The organism is Dolichospermum sp. UHCC 0260, from assembly GCF_009711985.1.
In the GTDB taxonomy this organism is placed as follows: Bacteria; Cyanobacteriota; Cyanobacteriia; order Cyanobacteriales; family Nostocaceae; genus Dolichospermum; species Dolichospermum lemmermannii.
The window spans coordinates 1-19738 of record NZ_VIKZ01000001.1 but is presented as its reverse complement, the minus strand read 5'-3'; the positions used below and the strand labels follow the sequence as shown (position 1 = coordinate 19738).

The following is a 19738-nucleotide window of genomic DNA, read 5'->3' as shown; positions in this document are numbered from 1 at the left end:
TTCTTGCATCAACCTAACCTACACGAATACTTTTTAACCTTTTTCTTTTGAAATCATGGAACGACCAATTATATATATAGCAATTACCAATCACGGTTTTGGTCATGCTACCCGCACAGCTTCCATAGCTAACACTATCCAAAAGTTATGTCCTGAAGCGTTATTAATTCTAGTTACTACTGCACCTCGCTGGTTACTAGAATCTTATATAGAAGGTGATTTCATTTTACGTCCACGGGCGTTTGATTTAGGTGTTGTTCAAGTTGATAGTTTGACAATGGATAAATCAGCAACTTTGGAAAAACTACGAGAAATTAAAAAAAATCACAAATCCTTAATTGCTTCAGAAGTTAATTTTATTCGTCAAAATCGCGTTAATCTCATTTTGGCAGATATTCCTTTTCTCGCTGCCGGATTTGCTGAAGCTACAAATATCCCCTGTTGGATGATTAGTAATTTTGGTTGGGATTTTATCTATCGAGATTGGGGAGGAGAATTTACAGAAATGGCTGATTGGATTAGTGATTGGTATGGAAAATGCGACCTTTTATTTCGTCTTCCTTTCCATGAACCTATGTCAGCATTTACCAACATTACAGATGTAGGCTTAACTGGTGGTTTTCCCCATTTTTCTATTGATAAATTACGCACCAATTGGGGAATAAGTACACCTCCAGAAAAAACAATTTTACTAACATTTGGGGGTTTAGGTTTACAAGCAATTCCCTATACAAATATCAACAAATTTCCCGATTGGCAATTTATTACTTTTGATGCTTCAGCCCCAGATTTACCTAACTTAATTAAAGTTACAAATCGTCAATACCGTCCTGTAGATTTTATGCCAATTTGTGGCAGAATTATTTCTAAACCTGGTTATGGGACATTTTCAGAAGCCACCCTTTTAGATGTACCAGTGGTAACTATACCTCGTGATGATTTTGCCGAAGCTGCTTTTATGTTAGCAGGAATTACTAATTACAATCATCATCAAATTCTCACAGTACCGGAATTTTTTCAAGGAGATTGGGATTTTCTTTATCAGTCACCCCAACCACCGAAGCAAACTAAAATCATTGATAAAAATGGCAATGAAACAATAGCTAAAGCTGTGATAGATTATTTGTAAGTATTCAGATCCCCTACTTCTACCATTGATTCATTATTTATTGATATCATTGAAAAATTAGTCGGGGATATTACACCATGAGGATTATGACCCACTACCAAAAACTATTAAGAGTTTCCACCCATGGAAAATCATTTCACAATATTACCGCCAAAATTGAAGCTATTGTTGCTGAATCTGGTATAGAAACTGGGCTTTGTAGTTTATTTTTACGTCACACCTCAGCTAGTTTAGTAATTCAAGAAAATGCTGATCCTGATGTATTAGTTGATTTAGCTAATTTCATGGCCAAAATAGTCCCAGAAGGAAACCATTACATTCATGATGCTGAAGGACCAGACGATATGCCAGGACATATCCGTACAGTTTTAACCCATACCTCCGAACAAATTCCCATTAATCGTGGTCATTTGGTATTAGGAACATGGCAAGGAATCTATGTTTGGGAACATCGTCAACAGAATAATATGAGAGAGTTAGTAGTTCATATTTCTGGATAGATTTAGTATATCAATCAGAATTAAATTGTGATCATTTATGTCCTGGTTTATTCAATTCCAGTCGAACCAAAACGATAACCTTTACCATAAACAGTATGAATCATTGGTGTTTTACCCACTCCTTCTACCTTGCGACGCAACAGACGAATTAAAGCCGCAATCACATTACTATTAGGTTGTTCCTCATTTTGCCATAAATGCTGCAAAATTTGACCATGCGTCAGTAATTTTCCAGCATTTTCCATGAAGTATTGTAACAACTGACTTTCTTTTTGAGAGAGTTCTATGATTCTCCCATGACGATAAGCTATTTGATTTTCTATATCAAGTTCCAAATCGGCTACAACTAGCTTTCCTGTGGTGCTACTATAAGATTCTGTACCAGTACGACGTAACAAAGCCCGGACTCTTGCCAGTAATTCCCGCAATTCAAAAGGTTTGACTAAATAATCATCAGCGCCCGCGTCCAAACCTTGTACACGGTCATCTAGGGTATCTTTTGCCGTGAGAAATAGTACAGGAGTTGTTTTACCTTGACGGCGTAATTCCTGACAAATATCTAACCCTGTTTTTCCCGGTAACATCCAATCTAAAATCAGTAAATCATAACTGCCTATTTCTGCCAAATTACTGCCACTTGTCCCATCATAAGTAGCATCAACACTATAACCTTCACGGGTCAAGAGACGACTTAAAGGGTCAGTTAGCTCAACTTCATCATCAACTAATAAAATTTTCATTCTGTTGCTAATGGCAATATAGATATATTCTCAATATAGTGAACTGCAAACACATTAAGAATACCAAAAAAAAGAATGTTAACTGTTGCAATACCAAAAGGGGGACTACTTGAACCTAGTCTCCGCATATTACAATCTGTAGGATTAGATTTTAGTGCTTTCTTAGAATCAGGAAACCGCCAATTACAAATTACTGATGCTAGTGGACAAGCGAAAGCCTTATTAGTGCGAGCGCAAGATGTGCCTGTTTATGTAGAATATGGTCAAGCACAATTGGGAATTGTCGGCTACGATGTTCTCAGAGAAAAACAGCCCCAAGTTGCCCAATTAGTGGATTTGAAATTTGGATATTGTCGAATGTCTGTAGCTGTAAAAGCGGCTAGTTCCTACAAATCCCCGTTAGATTTACCGGCCCATGGTCGAGTTGCTTCTAAATATGTAAATTGTGCGCGAGAATATTTCCAAGGTTTGGATTTACCGATAGAAATTGTCCCTTTGTATGGTTCTGTGGAATTAGGTCCAATTACGGGAATGTCAGAAGCAATTGTTGATATAGTTTCGACGGGAAAGACTTTAAAGGAAAATGGTTTAATTGAGATTGCGACTTTGTATGAAAGTACAGCCCGGTTAATTGTTCACCCTTTAAGTTATCGGTTAAATACAGGTAATTTAGATAAATTAATTGCACAAATGCGGTCAGAAATGCTCACCACAGCTTAATTAAATCTTATATCTCCGACTTCTCTAAGAAGTCGGAGATCTTAAATTTAGGGCTTTTTGACGGCACTAAGTTGGTCTAAAATTTCCAAAACTTCTTGTTCAAATGCAACTTGAGCGCGGTTAGTTTTTCCACCAATATATAAAGTTTCGCCTGTTTGTAAAGCCCAAATTTGAGAATGGGAAAAATAACTCATCACCACACCTAACATTAATAAAGCAAAACCAGTATAAACAATAGGAATACCAGGATCAAATTTGATTTGTAAACCCGTGCTACCCATGACATCAAAAATTTGCAAATTTACCCCATTTACAGGGATAGACATTCCTGCCCGCACAGTATTTATTAACTTACCTTGAGCATCATAAATTAATACCATGCCTTGCAAATCTTTGGCTAATAGGGAAACACCTTCACTTAAATCTGGTTTAGTCGGAATCCAAGTTCCCCAAAGTCTACCCTTACCTTTGGTGTCTAATTGTGCCATTGGTAATTGGAAAATTGGGCTTTTATTTAATCTCACCCGAACGCTGGAAATTCCCCAATCTGTTTGATAGAAAACCACACCATGATAACGCAGCGGTTTGTTAACATAAATCTTCTCATGGTTAACTTCTTTGCCCTCATTATTCAGCACAGACATATCTGAATAAAATTGGTCAATTCCTCCCGTCGGTGTGTAATCAATCCAAAAGCGATTGACACGCACAGACCAATCTTTCAACACATCTTGAGAAGACCAAGCACCAGCATCAACAATATTTTTTACCTGGAATGTATCGCCACTAGAAATCATTTCTTGAGCCATAAATCCCGTCATTGCTCCCCAAATTCCCCCCAGCAAAATAGCGACAATCCCAATGTGGACAATAATTGGTCCCAATTTACCAATTATACCTTTGCGGGCATAAAGAATATTATCTTTTTCCTGAAAAATTCGATAACTTTTTTGCTGCAAAATTGGCGTAATTGATGGCAAAGAAACACCCTCCAATTCAGCACTTAAAGCTAATTTTGTGAAGTTGCGAGGTTCTTCGTAATATTTCCACTTTTGAGCAGCTTTGAGGGCTGGTAATTGACGAGTAAAAGTACAAGCCGTTAAACTAGTTCCAAATAAAACTAATAAACTCAAAAACCACCAAGTTCTATATACATGATCTAACCCAACTACTTGAATAACTTTCCAAGAAAGGAAACCAAATAAAGCAGGATGTTCTGGATAATTAGATTGGTAAAAATCAGGCAATTGCCCCTGTTCGATTACCGTACCACTCACACTAAATAAGGCAATAATTAACAATAGAATAATTGCCAAACGTAAATCAGTTAATACAGGCAAAACTTCCCGACGGATAAAACGCCCCGGTATTAACCACCAACTTAATTCTGTGGATGTTGTCTGATCTGAAGTCATTGCTTAGAAACTACCAATAGGAATCCGAGAAAGTAAAGAAAAAACACCAAAGCCTACTAATAATACACCGCTAATAGGATTTATCCAACCAGACCAACGGCGCAATTCTAATAGTTTTTTAATGGCAGCAGTAAACGTACCTGCTAAAATTAATGGAGTTACATATCCGGCTGTATAAGCAAGTAGTAAAACCGCACCTAAAACTAAATCTTGAGTATTAGCAACCCAACCTAATAGACTAGCTAAAACTGGTGTGCTACAGGGGGAAGCCACTAACCCAAATGTTAAGCCGATAGAGTATGAACGGACTCCGGGAGGTAAGTCTTGAGAAATCCAATTTGTTTCATTCAAAGAAGGAAATTGGATGGGTAATGCTTCTAATAAGTTCAGTCCCATAATAATAGCGATAATACTGACAATAATTGGTAAACCAATTCCTATCTGTCCATAGACTTTACCAACTAAACCTGCGACGATGCCCATTCCTGCTAATGTAGTTGCTAATCCCAACGCAAACCAAGTTGATTGGGCTGCTGCTTGTAAGCGAGTTTTAGCTTCATAACCGCCAATATAGCCAATGGTAATGGGCAGCATAGACAGCATACAGGGCGTAAGGCTGGTCAGCAAGCCAGCCGCAAAAATAATGGCAATGCTCACGAAACTCAGGTGGGTGAGTTGGTTCGCAACAAGGGTGTTGGCAAATTGCTCAAGTTGATAAATTTGGGTTTCTAGAGTTTCTAGCATGAGGATATTTAAGTAGAAAATGCTTACTCTGCTTGAATTTTAACGTATTTTGGATCATGAAATCATAAAAGTAAGTACCGTGAGGTAAATCATACTCCGGATTTTTCAGGAAAGTTGTTGAATTTATAGTTAAGATTACTCAAAATCAGATTAATGATTTTGAAAGTTGCCTTAGTGGCACATTATTAACAAATACACATTGGAAATCAAAAATACTCATTCAGAAGGAATCTACCACCATGACTCGCAAAATCAACAAAGTTTTTCAACAATCTGGAGTTATTCCCTATCGAATCAACGATGGAAAAGTTGAAGTTTTATTAATTACTACTCGTAGCCGTCAAGGTTGGGTAATTCCTAAAGGGGGACTTTGTAAAGGTATGAGTCCCCATGATTCAGCAGCGAAGGAGGCATGGGAAGAAGCCGGAGTTGTCGGTAGAGTCACAACTGAAGAGTTAGGTAATTATAAATATCGAAAACGGGGGAATACCTATCAAGTAAATTTATTTTTATTACCTGTGGAAACAGTATTAGAAGATTGGCCAGAAGCTACCGCAAGGGAAAGAAAATGGTTAGAAGTTAACCAAGCTGCTGAATTAGTCAAGGAAACTTCACTAAAAAGAATTATTCAAACTTCATGGATATAGACACATATCCAAAATATCCAGATCCCTGACTTGTTTAAGAAGTCGGGGATCTTATTTTAAATCATCTCAAAGGCTAAATTATGACTTTTGAGAAAATTATGAGTGAAATGATCTACCACATTTGTATCACTCAATTCTAAATTGTAAAAATCTACAAAATCATGATCAAAATATGGGCCTGCGTGCCAAGTTCCCATATCTAATTTAATAAAACAATTTCCGGGAATCCGAAAAGCTGCAAGTTCTGATAACCCAGGTGCATTCGTATCATTATTAGCTGGACAAACTGCCATTAACCAGTCTTTACTATCCAATGAACCTAAACATTGAGTACATTTGACATGACGAGTAATTTGGTGAAATTTCCGTCCGTTTTTCTGCAACCGCATAATATAAAAATGAGGAATACCATTTTGTAAATTTAACTGGGCATCTTCTTGATCAAAATTTTTCCCATCTTTACTTGCATATATTACCTGTCCATAAGGTTGAAAATTTTCTGGTGTAATCAATTGAGATGGTAATTCTTGTATTTTTGATAATGTACTCATAAGATCACGCGGTAAGCGGGAAACTCAGTCCCTTTAGGGCTGGGTTACTGACAACTTCTTTATTTGATGGTTTACATACAATCTAACAACGCCTGTTTAAAGTTTGTCCACTTAAACCGGCTAAATCAAATGCTTTAGACAAACCATAATCGCCTATTTTAACTCCTGCCTAGGCAAAGTTAATTTCTATAGCTTGACACTCTCCGGTCTAAAGACGCGGAGATTCTATAGAGAGTTTCAGTCTATATCCCTCAGTTATCCCAGTTTCAGGCAGGGTTCCTTAAATATTTGGGTTCTTGCCCTGATTTCGTTTGCCCTGGCGGGCGAAATCATATCTGACAAGCGTAACTTTCCGAGAGTCCCTCGGTAGCTTTTTATGTCTTTAGTGACAATTTAATTCTATCACGAATATGGATTAAAAGAATGCAGAATTTAGAATTTAGAATTACGTTTTGCAACGGGGATTTTACCCCGACGCAAAACCCGCTGCTTGTAGAAGCAGGGGACTTTAACCCCCAAAGGTAAGTTAAAATTTGAAATTATTTCAAATTTTCAAATTAACGTCAATGCAGGATAAAGGAAAGCCTCTAGCCTTCATCCCTTGTCTAAAGCCCAAATGTGGCTTCCTGAGTCAGCCACATTTTCAAGGGTTTTCGGCGTTCTTCCTTATAAAAAAAGGGAGAAGAAAAATAAATTCCTCTCCCTAATTTTTAATCAGTAAAATTTAGATTTTACCAATACTGTGTAGCCCTAAAATGATACCTGCTCCTAAAATATGCCCAAAGGAAGTAGTTGCTAGTACCGCAGGTAAACCAAAACCACCGAAAAATTGAGGTGCTGGTAATTCTGGTTTAGCATGAGGATGCTCAATCGTAAATTTGCCTACAGCAATAGCGAAAATATTGGCAACAATCATAATTATGCTAATATTAGGACTCCATTCTAGAGATGCGGTAGCTGTAGCTAGTAAGCTTGAAGTCAACATCTAATTTACTCCTGATATTTGCGGATGCTTGTCAATATCATCTAAATATTGATTAATAAAAATCTATATCATTGCTTACTTTGTAGCAAATTTTAACATTTGTTTTCATTTGACAATATGAACAAGTGCTATACTTAATAGCAATTTTTGATATTTGTTGTGATCCAAATGGTATCTAGAAGGGCTGGTAATTGCTAAGATAAGAGTAATTATTTCCTGGATTGATCATGTCCTCAACTCTTGATTCCTTACCACCTGCACTAAATAAAATTGTCCACCGCTTTCAACGCGCTACAGAACCAAAACGACGCTATGAGCAGTTAATTTGGTATGCTCAAAAGCTACAAGAGTTTCCTGAATCTGGTAAACTCCCAGAAAATAAAGTTCCCGGTTGTGTTTCTCAAGTGTATGTTACGGCATCATTAGAAGACGGTAAAGTCATATTTCAGGGTGATTCTGATTCCCAATTAACTAAGGGCTTGTTAGCATTATTAATAGAAGGATTAAATGGATCAACACCTACAGAAATAATCCAACTTACTCCTGATTTTATTCAAGAAACTGGCTTAAATGTAAGTTTGACACCTTCCCGCGCTAATGGGTTTTACAATATTTTCAAAACAATGCAAAAAAAAGCTTTGGAATCTAAATTAGAAAATTAGGAATTGGAGACTCGACAACTTTTTTAAGTTTGAGATTATTCTTTCTGCTTTTTGAATTCCTGACTCCGCTGAACCACATTGGCTAGGCAACCACAGGGGTTGCCCCTACAATTATAGAGGTTTAGTATTACCAAACCTCTATATAGTTCAAAATTTTGCAAATTATCAATTATGCTCCTTCTGAGCGATCAATTTTTTGACTAGGAGAGGATTCATAAAGAGCATCTAACTGTTCCCGTGCATCTTCAACATTAATTGAACGCATGACCAACAGCGGTTCTTTAATCATATTACCTGCACTATCTAACAATTCAGGATGGGGGACATACTGCCTTCTAGCTGCATAATAACCAAAGCCACCTGGTGATGATTGATTATTAGAATAAGTTCGTTCTCTGTCAAAACTGAACATGATCAGATTGCGAATTAAATTACCAACAGCCATAAATGCCAAAACGGTGAAAGCTAAAATATAAAGTAGGTGTAGCATTGAATTTTCCTCCAGAACAGCAAAGGGTAAAAATGTTATCTATGTAAAACCTAAAACTCCGCAAATAAATAATTTACGGTAGGAAAGAATGTAAGATTCTTTACTTATGTGCTTATGTTATATGGTGCAATCCTTATATTGATATTAAGGTAACACGAGGCACATTATTTTTTTATGAAAAGAATGTTAAGAATTGTCTAATATTTTTACAATTTCCACTGGATTCAGATTTTGCCAACAGGTTGATTATTCCTTTGACTGACCTAAACGCATTCCCACACTCCAACATTCTGTAACTAATTGATGCCAAGGCATTACCGTTGCCATATCAAGTCCGACTTGTTGATCAGTTGCCTTAAACAACATTCTTGCCGTTTTGAGTTCATTTTGTGCATTTTTAACTCGTTTTAGTAAGTCAAATTGCTCTTGTTCACTCATGAATTGGATTTTCTCATTTTCCAGAATTTGACGATATCGCTCAAACCAATCTTGAAAATCCTCTAACAGCGGTTCTAAGACTGATTTTAGTAAATCAGCGTTTGGTAGATTTGAGTCCCCCATATATGAGAATCATATTTCTTAATTGTCTATTTATATTAACGTTATTTACGATCCTTAACAATCAGTTCATAACTTTTTACATAAAAAAACTTAAAAAATATGTAACTTGGTATCTGAAGCATGATTATATAAATTTGGCAATAGTTTTGTAAAGCTCCTTGGGAGTAAACCTGGATACCTCTAAAGGAAGAAGTCAGGAGTCACCGAGTCACCGAGTCAGGAGTCAGGAGTCAGGAGTCAGGAGTCAGGAGTCAGGAGGAAAGAAGAAAGAAGAAAGAAGAAAGAAGAAAGAAGAAAGAAGAAAGAAGAAAGAAGAAAGAAGAAAATTTTTCTATTCCCTGTTCCCTGTTCCCTGTTCTCTGACAACTCGATTGAATTTAATTTTGTCTTGTATGGCTTTTACCAGCAGCCTGTAGTTGGGCTAAATTAGGAAAAACCATAGCCAGTGGACTATTATTTATTTTGTAAAGATATTTTTCGTCAACTCTATTTTTAACACTTCGTCAAAAGTTTAATAGCCAATGTCCCCAAATCAAGAAACCCAACCAGTCGAAAAAATCTATTTACCCCGAACCAGCGAATCAGAAACACTAAAAAAGATTCGTCACACAGCTTCCCATATCATGGCTATGGCAGTACAAAAGCTGTTTCCCAAGGTGCAAGTCACAATTGGTCCTTGGATTGAAAATGGGTTTTATTATGACTTTGATAGTCCAGAACCCTTTAGCGATAAGGATTTAAAGACCATTCAAAAAGAAATGGTGAAGATTATTAATCGCAAATTACCATTAATTCGGGAAGAAGTCAGCCGCGAAGAAGCACAAAGCCGCATTGAAGCCATTAACGAACCCTATAAACTGGAAATTCTCGGAGATATCAAACAAGAACCCATCACAATTTACCATTTGGGAGAGCAATGGTGGGATTTGTGCGCTGGACCTCACCTCGAAAATACCAGCGAAATTAATCCCAAAGCTATAGAATTAGAAAGCGTTGCTGGTGCTTATTGGCGCGGAGATGAAAACAAAGCTCAATTACAGCGTATTTATGCCACAGCTTGGGAAACTCCCGAACAACTAGCAGAGTATAAACGCCGCAAAGAAGAAGCCCTGCGCCGTGATCATCGTAAACTGGGTAAAGAACTGGGATTATTTATCTTTTCCGATTTAGTTGGTCCTGGTTTACCTTTGTGGACTCCCAAAGGGACTTTGTTAAGAACGATTTTAGAAGACTTCCTCAAAAAAGAACAATTAAAACGGGGTTATTTACCTGTAGTTACTCCCCATATTGCCAGAGTTGATTTATTTAAAACATCAGGACACTGGCAGAAATACAAGGAAGATATGTTTCCTTTAATGGCTGAAGATGAGGAAGCAAGAGCCATAGAACAGGGTTTTGTCCTCAAACCGATGAACTGCCCCTTCCACATCCAAATATACAAGAGTGAATTGCGCTCTTATCGGGAATTACCGATGCGCTTGGCAGAATTTGGTACAGTTTACCGTTATGAACAGTCGGGAGAATTGGGTGGTTTAACCAGGGTACGCGGTTTTACCGTTGATGATTCTCATTTGTTTGTCACTCCCGAACAGCTAGACAGTGAATTTCTCAATGTTGTAGATTTGATTTTGAGCGTTTTCAAAAGTCTGCAATTGAAGAATTTTAAAGCTAGATTGAGTTTCCGTGACCCAGCTAGTGATAAGTATATCGGTTCTGATGAAGCTTGGGATAAAGCGGAGGGGGCAATTCGTCGCGCTGTGCAACAATTGGGAATGGAGCATTTTGAAGGAATTGGGGAAGCGGCTTTTTATGGACCCAAGCTGGATTTTATCTTCAGTGATGCTTTAGAACGGGAATGGCAATTGGGAACTGTGCAGGTAGATTATAATTTACCAGAACGGTTTGATTTAGAATATGTGGCGGAAGATGGTTCGCGTCAACGTCCGGTAATGCTTCACCGCGCGCCCTTTGGTTCTTTGGAACGATTAATTGGAATTTTAATTGAAGAGTACGCGGGTGATTTTCCTCTGTGGTTAGCACCTGTACAAATCAGGTTATTACCTGTCGGTGATCTTCAGTTAGATTTTACCAAAGAGGTGGCTGCTAAGATGGTGGCGTTGGGTATTAGGGCAGAAGTGGATACCAGTGGCGATCGCTTGGGTAAGTTGATTCGCAACGCCGAAAAGGATAAAATCCCTGTCATGGCGGTGGTTGGTGCGAAGGAAGTCGAAACCAACAGTTTGAGTATTCGTACCCGCGCTTCTGGGGAGTTGGGAGTCATAATTGTAGATGAGGTTGTGGATAAAATCACAGAAGCAATTACTAACTTTAGTAAATTCTAAGTAAACAATAGGCTGGGTCATTCCCAGCCCAAAAGTAAATTAACTCAAAATCAAATTATGAGTACCACAAAAAATCAGGTTCAATCTCTTTTACAGCAACTTCCAGATGATTGTTCAATTGAAGATATTCAATATCATTTATATGTAATATATGTAATTGAAAAAGTTAGTCGTGGTTTAGAAGTATCTGATAGAGAGGGAACTATTTCACAATTAGCAGTAGAAGAACGGTTGAATAAATGGCTTATCAAGTAGTTTGGTCTTCCACAACTTTTATAAAAGTCTAGTTTGGTTAATATCCAACCCGCAAAATTCAGATACAGCACTTCCCGGTGTTATGAGGTACATATCTAGCGGGCAAGACTTGTACTGAGCTTGTCGATAGCGCAGCGTGGCGTTAGCCATAGTATGCCCGCACTACAAGAGTTTCATGATTCAACTTTGTACCTCATAAGAGCGGAAACCGCTGTATCAAGCATTAACTAATGTAAACTTATAATCCAGTCAAATAGGAATCCTATATATGGTGCAATTCTATGATATGTCAGATTCTCTTCAGCATTTTACTTCTCAACAAAGGTTAATTAAAGAGCTTTTTGCTAAAGAAGATTGGCTAAAACTATGTCAAAGACAGCCAAATCATCCAGCAGTAAATAAGTATCGAATTTGCCAACAAATGATTGAACAAGGTGGAATTATTAAATTTCCTGAAAATAGTGATATTCTAGCTGAACTTACTTCCATATTGCTTGATAACTATATTTTTGCAAAAATTAGTGGAGGGAATACTACCCATTTTTCACTAGGAGATTTTGCAAACTATGGTGATTTAAAGGTTAAACAGAACATAGAATCTCAGTTAAAGAATGAAAAAACAGATGCTTTTTCAAGCTTAATGACAGAACTTTCTTTTGGAGCTTGGTTTTTAAGTAAGCAAGGTTTTCAATTAACTGCAACTGAAGATGAGGGTTTGGCTGATTTTAAAATAGATATACATGGACATCCTATTCCCATAGCCGTGGAGTGCAAACATATTGATACGAGTACAAATGAGAGTAGATACCAATCGGACATTAAGAAAGCAAATAAACAAATTAAAAACTGGAAAACTACTTTGTCAACAGAAGAAGGGAAGTATAAGGATAAAATTAGTTTAGGTTTGTGAAACCCAGTACCACAAACTCAAACCCAACCTTGTAGAATGAATTTTGGAGTAACAAATGCTAAACCTTGAATATCTGACCAACACAGAAGGAAATACTATTGCAGTGGTAATTCCTATTGACATCTGGAGACAATTACTACCTACACAAGATGCTTCCTTGGATGAACTTGCTGAAGCAGTAGAAGACTATTGTATGAACAAAGCTATGAATGAATCTATGAATACCCCATTACTAAATCGTAGTAAAGCCTTAGCTTATCTTGAGGAAGAATAATCTTGGAAGTCCAATACCGTCAGGCTTTTTTAAAAGACCTGAAACAATTGAAGAGTTCAGAATCATACCAACGCATCTACGTAATTGCATTTACAACTCTAGAAAACATCAATTCTTTGGAAGAGATTCCTGATATTAAAGCTATGCGAGGTTATAGTGGTCGTTATCGCATTCGCATTAATGATTATCGTGTTGGCATAGAAGTTAATGGAGATGTAATAGAAGTGATGCGCGTTCTACACCGTCGGGAATTTTATCGTTATTTTCCATAAACTCTGTGATTTACGGAAAAAGGATATTGGATGTAGAAAAAGATTTATAGGAGTTTAAATAAATGATTAAACACAGTAATGCTTGGGTAAGTTGATTCGCAACGCCAAAAAGGATAAAATCCCTGTCATGGCCGTGGTTGGTGCGAAGGAAGTGGAAACCAACAGTTTGAGTATTCGTACCCGCGCTTCTGGGGGAGTTGGGAGTCATAATTGTAGATGAGGTTGCGGATAAAATCACAGAAGCAATTACTAACTTTAGTAAATTCTAAGTAAACAATAGGCTGGCTAATTCCCAGCCCAAAAGTCAATTAACTCCAAATCAAATTATAAATTTAGATATTTCAATGTTCAAATAAGTCCTTGAATTGTAATAAATCTAAACTAACAATTGTTGATAAAACTTGAAAACATTCTTGGGCAACTTGCCAACGTTCTTCCCGTTGTAACATAGCTGTGAGCTTTTCTCGGACACTTAACAAATAACGGACATCATTAGCCGCATAACTTAATTGTGCATCAGATAAATTACTAGCATTACCCCAATCAGAACATTGGGAACTTTTATCTAACTCCACCTTTTCTAATTCTAAAACCACATCTTTTAGTCCGTGACGATTTGTATAAGTCCGGGCTAACTTACTAGCAATTTTAGTACAAAAAATCGGTTGCACAACAATATCTAAATTCTGCCGTAAAGTGGCAACATCAAACCTAGCAAAGTGAAAAACTTTAACAATATGGGTTGCTTCCATGAGAATTTGCAAATTTGGTGCTACTGTTTGTCCCCTAGAAATCCGAATAGCAGTAACTTGTCCTTCTGGGTTACAGAGTTGAATCAGACACAAGCGATCGCGCTGAAGTAAAAGTCCCATTGTTTCTGTATCAACAGCGATAGCTGGGGATTTTAAATACTCAGAAAGAGTTGCATCATTTAAATCGCCATCGCCAACTTGAAAATCTGGTAATGTCATGAACTTATCAAATATAAATTATCTTCATTTTGCCAGACAACAGGACTCTCGCTAACGCCTCATTAAAAATGCTAAATTAAAAATTAAAAAATTGATTTATGCCCCTTCATCACAAAGGGCATAATTCTTAATTTTGTCCGCTGGTATTAGTGTTTAAAAATATTTGCGTTAAATAAACTTCTCCTTGTTCATTAGCAGCCACACCAACCCCAGTTAAATTATATTTACCCTGAAGATTTTTCAGATGACCAGGGCTTTTTAACCAGCCAGAAACCGCCTCATTGGCAGGGTTACTATATCCCGTATTATAAGCTACATTTTCAGCCGCACTACTGTATTTAAGAGGAATAGTCATTACCCGCTGTTCAAATCCTTGATGACTAAAAGGAACTTTACCACTAGCCATATTTTGACTGTGAATTCTGGCTTGCTGACTGATCTTTCCGTTTAAATTTAATTTTTTTAGCCCCCGTTTCGCCCGATATTGATTAATTTGAGTAAAAACAGCTAGTTCTAAATTAGTAGTTTGAAAAGTAAGATTAGATATTTTTGCTTGACTTGTCACAAGTGATGAATGCTGATATCGGCCAGTTTGTTTAGCAGAACTATTATCTGGATTCGCAGCAGTCATATAGCCACTAGCAAGGACAAGCGTACTTAAAGCAATGCCAAAAGCAGTTTGTCGTAACATAGAGGTTTAAGTTAAGTAATGTATGGATTTATTGAATATATACCCTATCTTCTGATTATCAGAATACTTACCAGGATACTATTTGCTAATTATGAACTAAAAGATCATCAAATTTTCACAATTTAAATCAGTCTAGATATAGCAGCTTCCAGCATTCAGGAGTAAACCGCTCATAGAAATCTGGACAAAGCTACCTAAGGATAGACAATACTAGACAACTACGTTTGCAATCTTAGACCAAAGACCTAAGACTACAGGGATAAACGGCAATCCCTCTATCCCATTCATAAAGTTTGGGATTACTTTTCTAGCTATATTCATGCTTCCATTGGTATCAGCATTGATTATTTTACCACTGGAAGTTTTATATAAACCTCTTTTAATCCGTTTACCGCTAAAAGTAGGTTTACTATCTGATTTATCCTGGTAAACAGGCAGATTGTCACCATCTAAAGCACTAGCAATGGATGTGTAACTTTCTTCAGTAATTACAACTTCGATACCTGCTAACTTAGCCTTGTAAGACAATAAACTGATTAATTTAGCATGAGGGATTTTGGTAAATTGCTGGTTGTTCTTTTTCCCAATATTAATGTCTTGCTTCCATCCTAAATTATTGCCAATGATTAATTGACTAATATCATTTAACTGACACCAATCAATTACTCTACGGGAAACAGTATGGAGATAATTATCAACCCGTCTGTCACGCTTACTATTTAATTCTTTAACTTGTCTCCATGCTTCTACTGATTGCGCTTTAGCTACTCTTTTATTGAAGAATTGGTTAATACTTTTCAATGGTCTACCATTAATCAATAACGGTTTAATACCGGAATGATTGGAAGTTATAGCCATCAAATTATTTAGACCAAGGTCTATACCAGCACTGTATTTATCGGTTGATTTAACAGGCTCATCTACTGTGTAAACTACTTCAATAACATAATAGTTTAGCTTAGGTACAATCCTTACTTGATCTACATTACCAGCAATAGTAGGTATTTGGATATTAGACTGAGATAGTCTCACAATACCTTTAGTTAACGCTGGTTTTGATATTGCATCTATTGGATAGATTACAATATTTCTACCACGCTCTTTATGCTTATACCTGGGCATTTTCGGTTGGCCAAGATATTTACCCTGATGTTTTGCCCAATCCTTTAATGCGGCTAACCAACCTTTCCAAGCCTCTGAAACTCTCCGTACGATTTGTTTACTAACCTTAGTTGGAAGATATCGGTAAGCTTCTATATTCTTGGTTTGATGGTAAATATCAATTGAGTTGTAATACGTATTAGTTTCAAAGAAGTATTGACGTTGAATATAAGTAGCAGCATTGTAAAGATGCTTAGATTGCAAAGCCAAATAATCACATTCTTTCCAAAATTTATGTTGTTTACTGATTAGGTGTTTTTCTACTAATTGCATTTGACTCGACCTTTCAAATGTTGTTACACTCATATTATATATGAAGTATTTAAAAATAACAACATGGCTAGAAAGAAAATTTACGCAGAAGAAAAAAGACGATTCACAATGACTTTGACTCAAACAGCTATTCAATGGCTTGAGCAAAAACAAATAGATATAAAAGCATCAAGCATCAGTGATGTCATAGAACGTATGGCGAGAGAAAACCTACCCAAAAAAGAGTAGGAAAGGGTAGGTTTGTCCAGAATTTAGCTGACAGTTTGACACCCCTTTGGATATAAGCCTCTCTAAAATTAGAATTTTACTCAAGTGCATACCGCTATAGTACCCCTGACTATCAAACTGGTAGATGTTATTTACACTACATTATTAATCAAAATGATTACTAATAAACAGTATCCAATGATAGATGTCATGGATACTATTTATTAGCAAGCAAGTGTTTTTTACAAGAATTTAGTGAATTAGGAACTTAGCGGCTGTTTGTACATCCTTGTCACCTCGTCCAGAACAGTTAATGATCACCTTGGGGCTACCAGCAAGTTGAGGACAGAGAGTTTCTAAGTAAGCGATCGCATGAGAAGTTTCCAAAGCTGGTATAATTCCCTCTAACTTCGATAGTCGTTGGAATGCGTCCAAAGCCTCAGCGTCCGTCACACTGTAATATTCAGCCCGGCCAATATCTTTCATATAACTGTGTTCAGGTCCCACACCAGGATAATCTAAACCAGCACTAATGGAATGGGGTTCAATAACTTGACCATCATCATCTTGTAAAAGATAACTCATAGAACCATGCAATACACCAACCTGGCCTTTTGTGAGAGTGGCCGCGTGTTTGCCAGTATTCACACCTTCACCAGCAGCTTCTACTCCAATTAACCGCACAGATGGTTCTTTGACAAATTCGTGAAATAGTCCCATAGCATTAGAACCACCACCCACACAAGCCACCAGGATATCAGGTAAACGTCCCCATTTTTCCAGAGCTTGAACGCGAGTTTCTTCACCAATCACCGCGTGAAAATCCCGAACCATCATCGGATAAGGATGGGGACCAGCCACAGAACCGAGGATGTAATGGGTAGTTTCTACATTCGTTACCCAGTCCCGGATGGCTTCAGAAGTGGCATCTTTCAGCGTTCCCGTACCCGCAGACACTGGACGAACTTCCGCACCCATCAGCCGCATTCTGAAGACGTTTAAAGATTGGCGTTCCATGTCGTGAACACCCATGTAAATAATACATTCCAAACCAAACCGAGCGCAAACCGTGGCTGTAGCTACGCCATGTTGTCCTGCACCGGTTTCGGCAATAATCCGCTTTTTACCCATGCGTTTAGCTAATAACACCTGACCGAGAGCATTATTAATTTTATGTGCGCCAGTATGATTTAAATCTTCCCGCTTTAAGTAAATTTGCGCCCCTGTACCATCAGGACGAGCATAATTAGCGGTAAGGCGTTCGGCAAAGTATAAAGGTGTAGCTCGTCCGACATAATCTTTTAATAAACCTTGTAATTCGGCTTGAAAACCAGGTTCATTGCGATATTGCTGATATGCTGTTTCTAGTTCAGCTAACGCCGGCATCAGGGTTTCTGGAACGTACTTACCACCAAAGCGGCCAAAACGTCCTAGAATATCGGGGACTGAAGCAGTTTGTGAGAAATTCGGAGAGAGGGGTGTAGTAGTCACGGATTGGGTAAAATAAGAGAACAAAGTTAATTTTAATTCTAGACCTGTTGAGGGTGCCGATAAAGAGCATTATTCTCTCGTTCCCAGTCTCCAGACTGGGAATGCCATCTTAGAGGTTCTACCTCCTATAATAGAGGCAGAGCCTCTCAACTGCATTCCCACGCAGAGCATGGGAACGAGAGAATTCCCTTATTCCTGAGATTGCTCTTTTTGTAAAGCCTGAATTTGCTTCTAAACGAAAAGCCAGTTGTTTGACTTCACGAGATGTGAATTCATACGTACCCGCTTCTGTGGGAGGTTGGTTAATTAATTCAAAGAAGATGCTAGGAAATGCTTGAAATAAGCTATAGAAGATTGTATCTGTTTTCACGGTAATTGAGTAATTTAATCTAATTTTGGAAAACGAACCGCAGAGGCACAGAGGACGCAGAGAGAATTTAAGAAAATAGTTTTGTTAAAAATGTATTTCCTACTCCGACTTAAAGTACCATCTCTAACTCGATGCCAAAGTTCAAACAACTTCTCCTGCTGTTTGACCAGTGCAGTTCCCAATTCTGCCGATACTCCAGTTCGTTCCGAGATTTTGATAAATTCCCGTCGCAGATGCGCCCAACATAATTGCCGACGTTCCAAGCTGACCCAGTTGTAAGCACCATGACGGTCGGAGTTCAAAATGCCCCTGAAGTTTTCACCCAATAAATTCTTTGCCCCTTGGGTGCAACGAGTCAGAGCAATTTCAAAAAATGTTACCAGAGGTGTGACTGCAACCCATAGCCAAGCTTTTCTCTGTTCAGGATTAAACCCGTCAATGTTTCCTTGATTAAAGCTGGTTTCATCTGCTCCAACAACTTGGGCATTTTGGATATATTCTTTGGCTTCATCTACACAACTTGCCACTGCGTTACTTGCTTCTAGTCTGAGTTTGTTGACTGTTGCCAACGATATTGAAATTCCAAACACTTCTGCCATCGCACTTTGTACCATTCTGTGACTGTGGCGATAGACTCCACTTAGCAGTGCCACTAGAGCTACAACTCTGACTCGGTAACCACTTGGATTCACGTCTTCTGGTAATGTCCCACGGGTCTTTGTGCCACATCCTTTACAGGTCAATTGATGTAGACGATGCTCTATCACTATGGGACTGATGGGTGGAATTTCTACTATCTGGTGACGATAGGGGTTTGTATCAACTCCCGTCAGGGTAGCTCCACAATTTACACATTCTTCGGGATGATGTTCTATGACTTCCCTACATTCTTCGATTGGGTATAAGTCTCGGCTATTTCCTTTATGACCTGCTTGACCCCCTCTTTTTTTGCTGCTTTTTTGTTTGACAGGCTTTTTTCCAAATCCCGGTGGGTCACTTGATGGTGGTGATGATGAGTTAACGGAACTCCTATTTATCTTTTCTAATAGCTGTTCTTGAACTGTTAGGACTTCCGTTAGTTTCTTTGACTGTTGTTCTATTTCCTGCGCCATTTCCTCCACCAGTTTCTTGACGCTGGCTGGAGTCTTACCCCAATCTTCTGGAGGTATCTGTTCTAAGTGATTGACGCGATTTAGTTCCATGTCACTTAATTTATCACATTTTGGAGGTAATTTTTAACGAACTGCTTGCAGCAGCGCTTACGCTATCGCTCTTCTACCCCCCTGAACGGTTACCTTCTTCCTCCTCTTTATTTTCTAGTTTTCGCTGGTGCGCCTATTTCTTCTGTAAATAAGCTTATTCTAAATTTTCAGATTC

General features: G+C 37.9%; 24 protein-coding genes and 2 pseudogenes. 13 read left to right on the top strand and 13 right to left on the bottom strand.

Annotated elements, in window-relative coordinates; genetic code table 11:
- Window positions 1-55: 55 nt before the first annotated feature.
- Together FJR08_RS00130 and FJR08_RS00125 are read left to right on the top strand one after the other, a co-directional pair.
- Window positions 56-1129, top strand: a complete 1074-nt coding sequence (locus tag FJR08_RS00130) for a glycosyl transferase (RefSeq protein ID WP_168631774.1) — start codon at window positions 56-58, stop codon at window positions 1127-1129.
- A gap of 86 nt (window positions 1130-1215) precedes the next feature.
- Window positions 1216-1629 carry a secondary thiamine-phosphate synthase enzyme YjbQ gene (locus FJR08_RS00125; protein ID WP_168631773.1) on the top strand — a complete coding sequence of 138 codons (414 nt, stop codon included), beginning with the start codon at window positions 1216-1218 and terminating at the stop codon, window positions 1627-1629.
- A gap of 47 nt (window positions 1630-1676) precedes the next feature.
- On the opposite strand, the gene rppA is transcribed toward FJR08_RS00125, so the two are convergent.
- Complete coding sequence (rppA, locus tag FJR08_RS00120; protein ID WP_015078169.1) at window positions 1677-2369, bottom strand: two-component system response regulator RppA; 693 nt, start codon at window positions 2367-2369, stop codon at window positions 1677-1679.
- 75 nt (window positions 2370-2444) lie between these two features.
- Here rppA and hisG point away from each other — a divergent pair, with 75 nt between their 5' ends.
- On the top strand, window positions 2445-3089 hold the full coding sequence (hisG, locus tag FJR08_RS00115) for an ATP phosphoribosyltransferase (protein ID WP_015078170.1): 645 nt from the start codon (window positions 2445-2447) through the stop codon (window positions 3087-3089).
- Between the two features lie 47 nt (window positions 3090-3136).
- On the opposite strand, the gene FJR08_RS00110 is transcribed toward hisG, so the two are convergent.
- Window positions 3137-4504 carry a cytochrome c biogenesis protein gene (locus FJR08_RS00110; protein WP_168631772.1) on the bottom strand — a complete coding sequence of 456 codons (1368 nt, stop codon included), beginning with the start codon at window positions 4502-4504 and terminating at the stop codon, window positions 3137-3139.
- A gap of 3 nt (window positions 4505-4507) precedes the next feature.
- Window positions 4508-5248 (bottom strand): cytochrome c biogenesis protein CcdA, encoded by a 741-nt coding sequence (locus FJR08_RS00105; protein WP_015078172.1) that lies wholly within the window; start codon window positions 5246-5248, stop codon window positions 4508-4510.
- Window positions 5249-5487: 239 nt separating this feature from the next.
- Between FJR08_RS00105 and FJR08_RS00100 the strand changes: the two genes are divergently transcribed.
- Entirely contained in the window at window positions 5488-5895 is a 408-nt protein-coding gene (locus tag FJR08_RS00100) for an NUDIX hydrolase (RefSeq protein ID WP_015078173.1), read from the top strand.
- Between the two features lie 56 nt (window positions 5896-5951).
- On the opposite strand, the gene FJR08_RS00095 is transcribed toward FJR08_RS00100, so the two are convergent.
- Together FJR08_RS00095 and psaK are read right to left on the bottom strand one after the other, a co-directional pair.
- Entirely contained in the window at window positions 5952-6446 is a 495-nt protein-coding gene (locus FJR08_RS00095) for an ureidoglycolate lyase (protein ID WP_015078174.1), read from the bottom strand.
- Between the two features lie 724 nt (window positions 6447-7170).
- Complete coding sequence (gene psaK, locus FJR08_RS00090; protein ID WP_015078175.1) at window positions 7171-7431, bottom strand: photosystem I reaction center subunit PsaK; 261 nt, start codon at window positions 7429-7431, stop codon at window positions 7171-7173.
- A gap of 227 nt (window positions 7432-7658) precedes the next feature.
- Here psaK and FJR08_RS00085 point away from each other — a divergent pair, with 227 nt between their 5' ends.
- On the top strand, window positions 7659-8093 hold the full coding sequence (locus FJR08_RS00085) for a SufE family protein (protein ID WP_168631771.1): 435 nt from the start codon (window positions 7659-7661) through the stop codon (window positions 8091-8093).
- 169 nt (window positions 8094-8262) lie between these two features.
- Here FJR08_RS00085 and FJR08_RS00080 read toward each other — a convergent pair whose 3' ends face one another.
- Together FJR08_RS00080 and FJR08_RS00075 are read right to left on the bottom strand one after the other, a co-directional pair.
- Window positions 8263-8583: a DUF2973 domain-containing protein gene (locus FJR08_RS00080; RefSeq protein WP_015078177.1), complete on the bottom strand. Its 321-nt coding sequence runs from the start codon at window positions 8581-8583 to the stop codon at window positions 8263-8265.
- A gap of 246 nt (window positions 8584-8829) precedes the next feature.
- Window positions 8830-9144: a DUF2605 domain-containing protein gene (locus FJR08_RS00075; RefSeq protein ID WP_015078178.1), complete on the bottom strand. Its 315-nt coding sequence runs from the start codon at window positions 9142-9144 to the stop codon at window positions 8830-8832.
- A 158-nt stretch (window positions 9145-9302) separates the two neighbouring features.
- On the opposite strand from FJR08_RS00075, the gene FJR08_RS00070 reads away from it, so the two are divergent.
- The 7 genes and pseudogenes from FJR08_RS00070 to FJR08_RS00040 form a co-directional block, all read left to right on the top strand.
- Window positions 9303-9560, top strand: coding sequence for a hypothetical protein (locus FJR08_RS00070; protein ID WP_168631770.1), 258 nt, complete (start codon window positions 9303-9305; stop codon window positions 9558-9560).
- Window positions 9561-9665: 105 nt separating this feature from the next.
- The gene (thrS, locus tag FJR08_RS00065; protein WP_168631769.1) at window positions 9666-11486 is read left to right on the top strand and encodes a threonine--tRNA ligase; all 1821 of its coding nucleotides are present in this window, start codon (window positions 9666-9668) and stop codon (window positions 11484-11486) included.
- 57 nt (window positions 11487-11543) lie between these two features.
- Window positions 11544-11741 carry a hypothetical protein gene (locus FJR08_RS00060; RefSeq protein ID WP_168631768.1) on the top strand — a complete coding sequence of 66 codons (198 nt, stop codon included), beginning with the start codon at window positions 11544-11546 and terminating at the stop codon, window positions 11739-11741.
- Window positions 11742-12027: 286 nt separating this feature from the next.
- Window positions 12028-12651, top strand: coding sequence for a hypothetical protein (locus FJR08_RS00055; RefSeq protein WP_217357465.1), 624 nt, complete (start codon window positions 12028-12030; stop codon window positions 12649-12651).
- Window positions 12652-12706: 55 nt separating this feature from the next.
- On the top strand, window positions 12707-12925 hold the full coding sequence (locus tag FJR08_RS00050; RefSeq protein WP_168631766.1) for a hypothetical protein: 219 nt from the start codon (window positions 12707-12709) through the stop codon (window positions 12923-12925).
- A gap of 2 nt (window positions 12926-12927) precedes the next feature.
- Window positions 12928-13197, top strand: a complete 270-nt coding sequence (locus FJR08_RS00045) for a type II toxin-antitoxin system RelE/ParE family toxin (RefSeq protein WP_168631765.1) — start codon at window positions 12928-12930, stop codon at window positions 13195-13197.
- An 82-nt stretch (window positions 13198-13279) separates the two neighbouring features.
- A pseudogene (locus FJR08_RS00040) lies at window positions 13280-13466 on the top strand (His/Gly/Thr/Pro-type tRNA ligase C-terminal domain-containing protein); the annotation flags it as partial.
- Window positions 13467-13538: 72 nt separating this feature from the next.
- Here FJR08_RS00040 and FJR08_RS00035 read toward each other — a convergent pair.
- From FJR08_RS00035 to FJR08_RS00025, 3 genes are all read right to left on the bottom strand, one after another.
- Window positions 13539-14168: a ribonuclease D gene (locus tag FJR08_RS00035; protein WP_168631764.1), complete on the bottom strand. Its 630-nt coding sequence runs from the start codon at window positions 14166-14168 to the stop codon at window positions 13539-13541.
- 127 nt (window positions 14169-14295) lie between these two features.
- Window positions 14296-14859, bottom strand: a complete 564-nt coding sequence (locus FJR08_RS00030; protein WP_168631763.1) for a CAP domain-containing protein — start codon at window positions 14857-14859, stop codon at window positions 14296-14298.
- Window positions 14860-15069: 210 nt separating this feature from the next.
- A complete protein-coding gene (locus FJR08_RS00025) occupies window positions 15070-16293 on the bottom strand; it encodes an RNA-guided endonuclease TnpB family protein (RefSeq protein ID WP_168631762.1) in 1224 nt (407 codons plus the stop codon).
- 63 nt (window positions 16294-16356) lie between these two features.
- Between FJR08_RS00025 and FJR08_RS00020 the strand changes: the two genes are divergently transcribed.
- On the top strand, window positions 16357-16521 hold the full coding sequence (locus FJR08_RS00020; RefSeq protein ID WP_168631761.1) for a hypothetical protein: 165 nt from the start codon (window positions 16357-16359) through the stop codon (window positions 16519-16521).
- Between the two features lie 231 nt (window positions 16522-16752).
- Here FJR08_RS00020 and trpB read toward each other — a convergent pair whose 3' ends face one another.
- From trpB to FJR08_RS00005, 3 genes and pseudogenes are all read right to left on the bottom strand, one after another.
- Window positions 16753-17991 carry a tryptophan synthase subunit beta gene (gene trpB, locus FJR08_RS00015; RefSeq protein WP_168631760.1) on the bottom strand — a complete coding sequence of 413 codons (1239 nt, stop codon included), beginning with the start codon at window positions 17989-17991 and terminating at the stop codon, window positions 16753-16755.
- Between the two features lie 229 nt (window positions 17992-18220).
- Window positions 18221-18361, bottom strand: a pseudogene (locus tag FJR08_RS00010) (DUF2887 domain-containing protein); the annotation flags it as partial.
- 14 nt (window positions 18362-18375) lie between these two features.
- On the bottom strand, window positions 18376-19563 hold the full coding sequence (locus FJR08_RS00005) for an IS66 family transposase (protein WP_168631759.1): 1188 nt from the start codon (window positions 19561-19563) through the stop codon (window positions 18376-18378).
- Window positions 19564-19738 lie beyond the last annotated feature (175 nt).

What these genes read in the sequence shown, in the direction of transcription:
- FJR08_RS00060 (WP_168631768.1), top strand. Translation starts at nt 11,544, where the DNA reads ATGAGTACCACAAAAAATCAGGTTCAATCTCTTTTACAGCAACTTCCA.
- FJR08_RS00005 (WP_168631759.1), bottom strand. Translation starts at nt 19,563, where the DNA reads ATGGAACTAAATCGCGTCAATCACTTAGAACAGATACCTCCAGAAGAT.
- FJR08_RS00025 (WP_168631762.1), bottom strand. Translation starts at nt 16,293, where the DNA reads ATGCAATTAGTAGAAAAACACCTAATCAGTAAACAACATAAATTTTGG.
- FJR08_RS00020 (WP_168631761.1), top strand. Translation starts at nt 16,357, where the DNA reads ATGGCTAGAAAGAAAATTTACGCAGAAGAAAAAAGACGATTCACAATG.
- FJR08_RS00055 (WP_217357465.1), top strand. Translation starts at nt 12,028, where the DNA reads ATGTCAGATTCTCTTCAGCATTTTACTTCTCAACAAAGGTTAATTAAA.
- FJR08_RS00075 (WP_015078178.1), bottom strand. Translation starts at nt 9,144, where the DNA reads ATGGGGGACTCAAATCTACCAAACGCTGATTTACTAAAATCAGTCTTA.
- FJR08_RS00095 (WP_015078174.1), bottom strand. Translation starts at nt 6,446, where the DNA reads ATGAGTACATTATCAAAAATACAAGAATTACCATCTCAATTGATTACA.
- FJR08_RS00050 (WP_168631766.1), top strand. Translation starts at nt 12,707, where the DNA reads ATGCTAAACCTTGAATATCTGACCAACACAGAAGGAAATACTATTGCA.
- thrS (WP_168631769.1), top strand. Translation starts at nt 9,666, where the DNA reads ATGTCCCCAAATCAAGAAACCCAACCAGTCGAAAAAATCTATTTACCC.
- FJR08_RS00105 (WP_015078172.1), bottom strand. Translation starts at nt 5,248, where the DNA reads ATGCTAGAAACTCTAGAAACCCAAATTTATCAACTTGAGCAATTTGCC.
- FJR08_RS00125 (WP_168631773.1), top strand. Translation starts at nt 1,216, where the DNA reads ATGACCCACTACCAAAAACTATTAAGAGTTTCCACCCATGGAAAATCA.
- FJR08_RS00035 (WP_168631764.1), bottom strand. Translation starts at nt 14,168, where the DNA reads ATGACATTACCAGATTTTCAAGTTGGCGATGGCGATTTAAATGATGCA.
- psaK (WP_015078175.1), bottom strand. Translation starts at nt 7,431, where the DNA reads ATGTTGACTTCAAGCTTACTAGCTACAGCTACCGCATCTCTAGAATGG.
- FJR08_RS00030 (WP_168631763.1), bottom strand. Translation starts at nt 14,859, where the DNA reads ATGTTACGACAAACTGCTTTTGGCATTGCTTTAAGTACGCTTGTCCTT.
- FJR08_RS00100 (WP_015078173.1), top strand. Translation starts at nt 5,488, where the DNA reads ATGACTCGCAAAATCAACAAAGTTTTTCAACAATCTGGAGTTATTCCC.
- rppA (WP_015078169.1), bottom strand. Translation starts at nt 2,369, where the DNA reads ATGAAAATTTTATTAGTTGATGATGAAGTTGAGCTAACTGACCCTTTA.
- hisG (WP_015078170.1), top strand. Translation starts at nt 2,445, where the DNA reads ATGTTAACTGTTGCAATACCAAAAGGGGGACTACTTGAACCTAGTCTC.
- FJR08_RS00085 (WP_168631771.1), top strand. Translation starts at nt 7,659, where the DNA reads ATGTCCTCAACTCTTGATTCCTTACCACCTGCACTAAATAAAATTGTC.
- FJR08_RS00130 (WP_168631774.1), top strand. Translation starts at nt 56, where the DNA reads ATGGAACGACCAATTATATATATAGCAATTACCAATCACGGTTTTGGT.
- FJR08_RS00110 (WP_168631772.1), bottom strand. Translation starts at nt 4,504, where the DNA reads ATGACTTCAGATCAGACAACATCCACAGAATTAAGTTGGTGGTTAATA.
- FJR08_RS00080 (WP_015078177.1), bottom strand. Translation starts at nt 8,583, where the DNA reads ATGCTACACCTACTTTATATTTTAGCTTTCACCGTTTTGGCATTTATG.